We start from the raw sequence: 6610 nt of genomic DNA on the forward strand, positions 1-6610 counted from the left end.
TTTGGTCTATCATATCCCTTAATCACCGGTCGATCTGACTGGATCATGGGGATTGACGCACTATTCAGACTGAAATTGCGGGAAATACGATGCAGAATGAATTGGAAGATCTTGATCGCTTTGATCGCGCGATTCTGACCACTTTGGCCGAGGATGGGCGAATTTCGGTGACCGAGTTGGCCAAGCGCATTGGCTTGTCCAAGTCACCCACTCAGGCGCGCCTGCGCCGGCTTGAAACATCCGGAATTGTTCGCGGTTATCGCGCGATCCTCGATCCGATCCGCTTGGGGCTGGACCATGTCGCGTTTGTCGAGATCCGTTTGAACGATACTCGAGAAGCCGCGCTTGAAGCATTCAACAAGGCCGTGGCTGCAATCCCCGAAGTTGAACAAGCGCATCTGATCGCGGGCAATTTTGACTACCTAATCAAGGTCCGTACCGCCGGTATGCCTGCCTACCGCCGGGTTCTGGCCGAGAAAATTTCAACACTTCCCGGTGTGTCGCTGACGTCGACTTATGTTGCGATGCAAGCCGTCAAGGAAGACGGTCTCGCTGATGTGACTTGACCGAGGGCGTTCTTGTGCCAGTTTTGGTGCATGAAAATCACTGCGTTCGCCCTTTGCCTGACTGCCTCAACCGCATTCGCCGATGGCTGTCCCGTGGCCCCGGATCATACACCTGCACTGGATAAGCTGTTTGCCGAACTTCAGGTCGCTTCCGGCGATATGGAGGCACGGGTCATTTCAAATCAGCTTTGGGAACTGTGGCTGGAAGCACCAGATGAACCCAGTCAGACCATGTTGGACCAGGGGATGCGGCACCGATCCAGCTTTGACTATATCGCGGCCAAGGAACGGTTTGACGCTTTGGTCGGCTACTGCCCGTTTTATGCGGAAGGTTACAACCAAAGAGCATTTGTCAGTTTCCTGCGCGAAGAATTCGAGCAGGCGCTACCAGACCTGGATCGGGCGCTGGAGTTGAACCCCAGACACGTTGGAGCGTTGTCCGGCAAAGCGCTCACACTGTTTCAGATGGGGCGTGATTTGGACGGCCAGATTGTTCTGAGGCAGGCCTTGGAGTTAAACCCTTGGCTGGGCGAACGTTTCTTGCTCAAACCTTTGCCGGGCGAAGAGCTTTGATCCACAGAAAATCCACCAATTGTCGGTGCCCCTCCGGTTTACACGGCGCGCACAAAGGCTATTGTCGCGTTCGCTGGCCCGCGTGGTGGAATGGTAGACACAGGAGACTTAAAATCTCCAGGCAGTAATGCCGTGCCGGTTCGAGTCCGGCCGCGGGTACCAGCCGGGCTAGTGCCTTTGGCGTACACTGGGAATGCCAGCCCCGAGTTTTAGCTGAGTGTTGAACTAGACGCGGCGCAGGCGGATAACGACATCCACCGAGGCAATTTCAGCCCCATCCGGCGCATTTGGGACACGAGCGATGACCAATTGGTCCGCCGGAGCGTCCGACAGACGCCCTTCGTCTTCCCAATAGAAATGCGGGTGCTCGTGGGTGTTGGTATCAAAGTAGCTTTTGGAGCCGTCGACGGTGACTTCCTGCAGCAAACCTGCATCGCAAAACGCTTTGAGTGTGTTGTAGACCGTCGCGAGCGAAACCGATTCACCAGCTTTTTTGGCAGAGGCAAACAGGCTTTCTGCCGTCACGTGGCGATGCTGACCATCACCAACCAGCAGCGCGGCCAAGGCCACCCGTTGCCGTGTAGGGCGCAGGTCGGAACCGGCCAGCCAATGCTGTCCAAGACGGTGCGCCTCTGTTTGTGTCTCGCAAAGCTCTTTTTCCATAGTGTTTATATAGAGCCTGCCTGCCTGTGATTTCAAACAAAATTGACAACATCCGTGGGGGAGGCAGGCATTGCGTGGTGCTCTTGCATGCCGCGCGCACCGGGTGCTAGACGGTCTTAAGGGAAATGCAACGAGAACAATTGGGGGCACGGCAATGTCTGACTATCCGAGCAGTTTTGGCAAGGAAGACCTGTTGAAATGCGCACGCGGCGAACTTTTTGGGCCGGGCAATGCGCAGTTGCCTGCTCCGCCGATGCTGATGATGGATCGGATCACCGAAATCTCGGGCGACGGTGGTGCGCATGGAAAAGGCCACGTTTTGGCCGAGTTCGACATTACACCTGACCTTTGGTTTTTCGACTGCCATTTCCCAGGCAATCCGATCATGCCGGGCTGTCTCGGCCTCGATGGCTTGTGGCAGCTGACCGGGTTCAATCTGGGCTGGCGCGGCTGGCAGGGGCGCGGCTACGCGCTGGGCGTCGGCGAAGTCAAACTGACCGGGATGGTCCGTCCTGACCGCAAGATGCTGACCTACAAGATCGACTTTACCAAGGCGATTCAAACCCGCCGCCTGACAATGGGTGTCGCCGATGGCATCGTCGAGGCGGACGGTGAAGTGATCTATCAGGTGAAAGACATGAAGGTCGCGCTCAGCGAAAGCTAATCGCCTTAAGGTTGCAATTTTCCCTGTGGTTGTCTGCAGTTACCCGACCAGCGCCTCCCTTATCGGGGCGCACGGCCATTGGTATTGTGATAGGATGGGGAACTTTTTTGCAACAGATTGAATGGTTTGACGGTCTGTAGCGCTATATTCCCTCCGGTTTGTGATAAAGAGCATGAAAGAAAACCGCATAAAAAAGCGGTGTACTGAGGTAGGGTGCGGAACGAGCCGTCACCTGTGTTAAATGGTTAACGTGGGCAAGAAGTTTTCTTGCGGGGCAGGGCATGGCGATAGGCGAGGCAGGCAGCCTGTCGGTGAATTCACCGACGGAGAACCAACCCATTACGGTCACTTTGGAAGAGCCTTTGACGGATCCCGTCTTTGCTCTCAGTGCGACCAATAATGGTGGGAACCAATTCATCTTGCGGGTCGTGGGTGAAACCCTCGACGCTAATGGTGATACGATTGCTTTCACCTTTATTATTGAGGAATGGGAATACCACGACGGTCCACACGGTGCGACCGAGACCGTCAACTGGCTCGCCATTGAAGAGGGGGTCCACACTCTTCCGGATGGACGCATCATCGAGGCGGGTACGACCGACATTTCAAGCACCGGTCAAAACACCGGCGGAAGCGCCAGTTTCACAGCAGGCTTCACAGATCCCCCAGTTGTCCTGACTTCGGTTATGTCAGAGAATGACACCACAACAGTCGATAGCGACCCCAACAACATCACGGCATCTGGCTTTGACCTGACCCTGCAGGAAGAAGAAGCGCAAGATGGCGTGCATGGTACCGAAACGATTGGCTGGATCGCGATTCAAGGTGGAGGCGACGCAACATCCGGAACTGCCAATGCCTATGGTGGCGTCGATGAAAACGTAGATGTTCTGGGGTTGGGCGCGACTTTTACCAACAGCGTCGTTCTTGCAGAGACCCAAACGATCAACGGCGGTGATACAGCGACTGTCGTGATCGACAGTCAAACTGGTGCGAACGTCGGCGTCTTTATCGAAGAAGAGCAATCCGCGAATACCGAAGTCAATCATATCAATGAAACCGTCGGCATCATCGCTTTTGAAGATGGGCTGATCCCGTGCTTTACGGCTGGAACCAAGATCACGACCCCAATGGGCCTGAAGCGGATCGAGGATCTGCGCGTCGGTGATCTGGTGGAAACCGTAGACAACGGCCCGCAGAATATCCGGTGGATCGGCCGGCGCAGACTGAATGGGATTGATTTGGAAAAGGTACCCAAATTGCGGCCAGTCAGGATCAGCGCAGGTGCTTTGGGTGAACGGTTGCCAAGGCGGGATTTGCTTGTTTCCCGGCAGCACCGTTTTGTCGTGAGTTCCAAAGTTGCTGCCCGTATGTTCGGCTCGGCCGAAGTTTTGGTGTCTGCCATTCGTCTGACCGAACTGCCCGGTATTTTTGTCGACAAGACCATCGACGCTGTCGAATACATCCATATCCTTTTCGATGGACATGAATTGGTTCTGGCCGAAGGCGCCCGGACCGAGAGCCTGTATCTTGGAACAGAGGCGAAGAAGGCCCTGTCACAAGACGGCACCCAAGAGCTGTCGGCTATCTACCCCGCCGAGACATGGAATTGGGCGAACCAGACGTCAGCGCGATACATCCCGCCAGGGCAGCGACAACGAAAGCTGATGATGCGGCACAAAAAGAACAACAAAGCCGTTCTGAACTGAAATGACCGCTGCATCCCGCAGGCTTTGATGTCTTAGGATCTGAATTCGGGACTTATGGTGCCGTCTTCATTTGCTGCTATCCGATAACATATTGATGGAATTGTATAACTTTTGGCTCTTCAGTACCGACAGGGTGGCCGAAGGTTTGGGCGACATGCTCCCGCCAACGGTCAACATAAATCAGTACATTTTATTGGAGCGACCTATGACCATTTTGAAAAAGATTATTTTTGCGTCTTTGACCACCGCGGCGATTTACGGCGCAGCCGCGCCTGCCCATGCGTTTGATATCGAGCGCTGGCTTCGCGACACATTCAGCACCCGCGACTATGTCGGCGATTGGCTGCGCGACACGTTCGCGCCAGCCAACGATGATGGGGATGGTTTCCAGAGCCCTAGCATCCAACAGGACGGATACCGCGAAGCTGTCGAAATCATGCAGACTTGGCCGAGTGTGAAGAACCCTGGCAAAAAAGAACGCATCAAAGCCGCTCAGATTTGCTCGGGCGAGAAATTGCTGAACGTCATCCTCGCGACGAAATCCGAGGGTAAGACCATCGGGACCTGCTTCCAAATCAAAGGATAAATCCTCAACGCGTTGAGGCCCTGGATGGCAGGCGAAAGCCGGAAGGCCCGCAGTTCGCTGCGGGCCCTTTTCATGTCTGGGTTGGTGTCTGTGTTCTGTTTTGGTCGCTTGCAGTTCTGTTTCGTCAGCTTGTCTTGCACCCTACGGCCTGCTTGCCCTACACAAGACCCAACCAAATGAAGGAGGCCACATGCGCCGTGTTGTCGTTACCGGTCTGGGGGTTGTGTCCTCGATCGGGAATAATGCCGAAGAGGTTCTCGCCTCGCTGAAAGCCGGAAAATCCGGGATCACTGCCAATGAGGCAATGAAGGAGCACGGCTTCCGCAGTCAGATTGCCGGAGACATCAAGCTGGATGTTTCAGAGCATATCGACAAGCGCACTTTGCGTTTCATGGGGCCCGGCGCCGCCTATGCTTATATCGCGATGGGGCAGGCGATTGCCGATAGCGGACTGGAGCAGGACGACATTGTAAACCCGCGCACCGGTCTGGTTGCCGGATCGGGCGGGCCATCCACGAGCGCAATGCTCACAGCGCATCAAACCGTTCTGAAAAACGGCGCGACCAAACGCATCGGGCCGTTTGCCGTGCCCAAGTGCATGTGCTCAACGGTCAGCGCCAACCTTGCCACGGCGTATCAGATCAAAGGCATCAACTATTCGATCACCTCGGCCTGTTCGACATCTCTGCACTGCATCGGCAACGCAGCCGAGCAGATCATGCTGGGTAAACAGGACGTCATGTTTGCGGGTGGCGGAGAAGAGCTGGACTGGACACTGTCGTGTCTATTCGATGCCATGGGTGCGATGTCTTCCAAGTACAATGACACCCCCGAACGGGCCAGCCGCGCCTTTGACGCGGATCGCGACGGCTTTGTGATCGGTGGCGGCGGTGGCATCGTCGTTCTGGAAGAGCTTGAGCACGCCAAAGCTCGCGGCGCCAAGATTTATGCCGAGGTGACCGGCTACGGCGCCACGTCCGATGGCGCTGATATGGTGGCCCCTTCCGGCGAAGGCGGAGAGCGGGCGATGCGCGTTGCCTTGTCCACGCTGCCAGAAGGCCGCAGCGTCAGCTATATCAATGCACATGGAACTTCGACGCCGGTCGGTGACGTTGGCGAAATCGAAGCCGTCCGCCGCGTGTTTGGCGATGGCTCCACACCGCCGGTGTCTTCGACAAAGTCGATGACCGGTCATTCTCAGGGTGCAACCGGCGCACAGGAGGCGATCTACTGCCTGCTCGCGCTTGAGCATGATTTCATCATTCCCTCGATCAACGTCGAAACGCTTGATCCAGCTTTGAAACCCGCCGAGATTGCCACTTCCTTGGTGGAAAATGCTGGTCTCGATTCTGTCATGACCAACTCTTTTGGGTTTGGCGGCACAAACGGATCGATGGTGATGAGCAAGTACCGAGACTGATCGTTCGGCTCAGCGCGGCCGGGCAACCAACGACCGGTTTGGCGACGCATTTTGCGTCGCCATTTTTTTTGACTTTCGGTCGTGCCTTTGTTCCATGCGCCGCATTTTGATCAAGCAATGCCGTTCCATGGGCAGCGATGACCGGACCACAAAGTTAGAGGCTGATGGCTGGCCATGTTCAATCCGCCAAACAGGCCCCAGCTGGAAATTTCCAGATTCATGAGTTGACTGTTAGGAAAAAAAATTGAACATAAAGAAAATTACACATTGGTGTGCTTCAGCAAGCTCAGGGAGATAATCAATGGCGCCGCTCGACGAACGCAAGGGCGTGTGGAAATCCGCACCGGGGAAGGGTCGCAGGACGCCGAAGGGTCGTCAGTATGATGATGCTGCGCTTTCTGAGGTTCGTGGTTTGCTTGGCTCTTCGCC

Annotated in this window: 7 protein-coding genes and 1 tRNA gene; 7 read left to right on the forward strand and 1 reads right to left on the reverse strand. The window is 55.5% G+C overall.

Annotation, left to right across the window (positions count from 1 at the left end; translation table 11 throughout):
- The first annotated feature begins 89 nt into the window (after window positions 1–89).
- The 3 genes from PFY00_RS16625 (at window position 90) to PFY00_RS16635 (ending at window position 1301) form a co-directional block, all read left to right on the forward strand.
- Window positions 90–566 carry an Lrp/AsnC family transcriptional regulator gene (locus tag PFY00_RS16625; protein ID WP_271433716.1) on the forward strand — a complete coding sequence of 159 codons (477 nt, stop codon included), beginning with the start codon at window positions 90–92 and terminating at the stop codon, window positions 564–566.
- Window positions 567–596: 30 nt separating this feature from the next.
- Complete coding sequence (locus tag PFY00_RS16630; RefSeq protein ID WP_271433717.1) at window positions 597–1139, forward strand: tetratricopeptide repeat protein; 543 nt, start codon at window positions 597–599, stop codon at window positions 1137–1139.
- Window positions 1140–1215: 76 nt separating this feature from the next.
- A tRNA-Leu gene (locus PFY00_RS16635) sits at window positions 1216–1301 on the forward strand.
- A gap of 63 nt (window positions 1302–1364) precedes the next feature.
- Here PFY00_RS16635 and irrA read toward each other — a convergent pair.
- Window positions 1365–1802 (reverse strand): iron response transcriptional regulator IrrA, encoded by a 438-nt coding sequence (irrA, locus tag PFY00_RS16640; RefSeq protein WP_271433718.1) that lies wholly within the window; start codon window positions 1800–1802, stop codon window positions 1365–1367.
- A gap of 154 nt (window positions 1803–1956) precedes the next feature.
- Between irrA and fabA the strand changes: the two genes are divergently transcribed.
- The 4 genes from fabA (at window position 1957) to fabB (ending at window position 6181) form a co-directional block, all read left to right on the forward strand.
- Window positions 1957–2466, forward strand: coding sequence for a bifunctional 3-hydroxydecanoyl-ACP dehydratase/trans-2-decenoyl-ACP isomerase (gene fabA / locus PFY00_RS16645; RefSeq protein ID WP_271433719.1), 510 nt, complete (start codon window positions 1957–1959; stop codon window positions 2464–2466).
- A gap of 281 nt (window positions 2467–2747) precedes the next feature.
- Complete coding sequence (locus tag PFY00_RS16650) at window positions 2748–4175, forward strand: Hint domain-containing protein (RefSeq protein ID WP_271433720.1); 1428 nt, start codon at window positions 2748–2750, stop codon at window positions 4173–4175.
- A 133-nt stretch (window positions 4176–4308) separates the two neighbouring features.
- The gene (locus tag PFY00_RS16655; protein ID WP_271433721.1) at window positions 4309–4761 is read left to right on the forward strand and encodes a hypothetical protein; all 453 of its coding nucleotides are present in this window, start codon (window positions 4309–4311) and stop codon (window positions 4759–4761) included.
- 190 nt (window positions 4762–4951) lie between these two features.
- Window positions 4952–6181: a beta-ketoacyl-ACP synthase I gene (fabB, locus tag PFY00_RS16660; RefSeq protein WP_271433722.1), complete on the forward strand. Its 1230-nt coding sequence runs from the start codon at window positions 4952–4954 to the stop codon at window positions 6179–6181.
- Window positions 6182–6610: the final 429 nt, after the last annotated feature.

The organism is Thalassococcus lentus, assembly GCF_028023555.1.
Lineage (GTDB): Bacteria > Pseudomonadota > Alphaproteobacteria > Rhodobacterales > Rhodobacteraceae > Thalassococcus_A > Thalassococcus_A lentus.

What these genes read in the sequence shown, in the direction of transcription:
- PFY00_RS16625 (WP_271433716.1), top strand. Translation starts at nt 90, where the DNA reads ATGCAGAATGAATTGGAAGATCTTGATCGCTTTGATCGCGCGATTCTG.
- PFY00_RS16630 (WP_271433717.1), top strand. Translation starts at nt 597, where the DNA reads ATGAAAATCACTGCGTTCGCCCTTTGCCTGACTGCCTCAACCGCATTC.
- irrA (WP_271433718.1), bottom strand. Translation starts at nt 1,802, where the DNA reads ATGGAAAAAGAGCTTTGCGAGACACAAACAGAGGCGCACCGTCTTGGA.
- fabA (WP_271433719.1), top strand. Translation starts at nt 1,957, where the DNA reads ATGTCTGACTATCCGAGCAGTTTTGGCAAGGAAGACCTGTTGAAATGC.
- PFY00_RS16650 (WP_271433720.1), top strand. Translation starts at nt 2,748, where the DNA reads ATGGCGATAGGCGAGGCAGGCAGCCTGTCGGTGAATTCACCGACGGAG.
- fabB (WP_271433722.1), top strand. Translation starts at nt 4,952, where the DNA reads ATGCGCCGTGTTGTCGTTACCGGTCTGGGGGTTGTGTCCTCGATCGGG.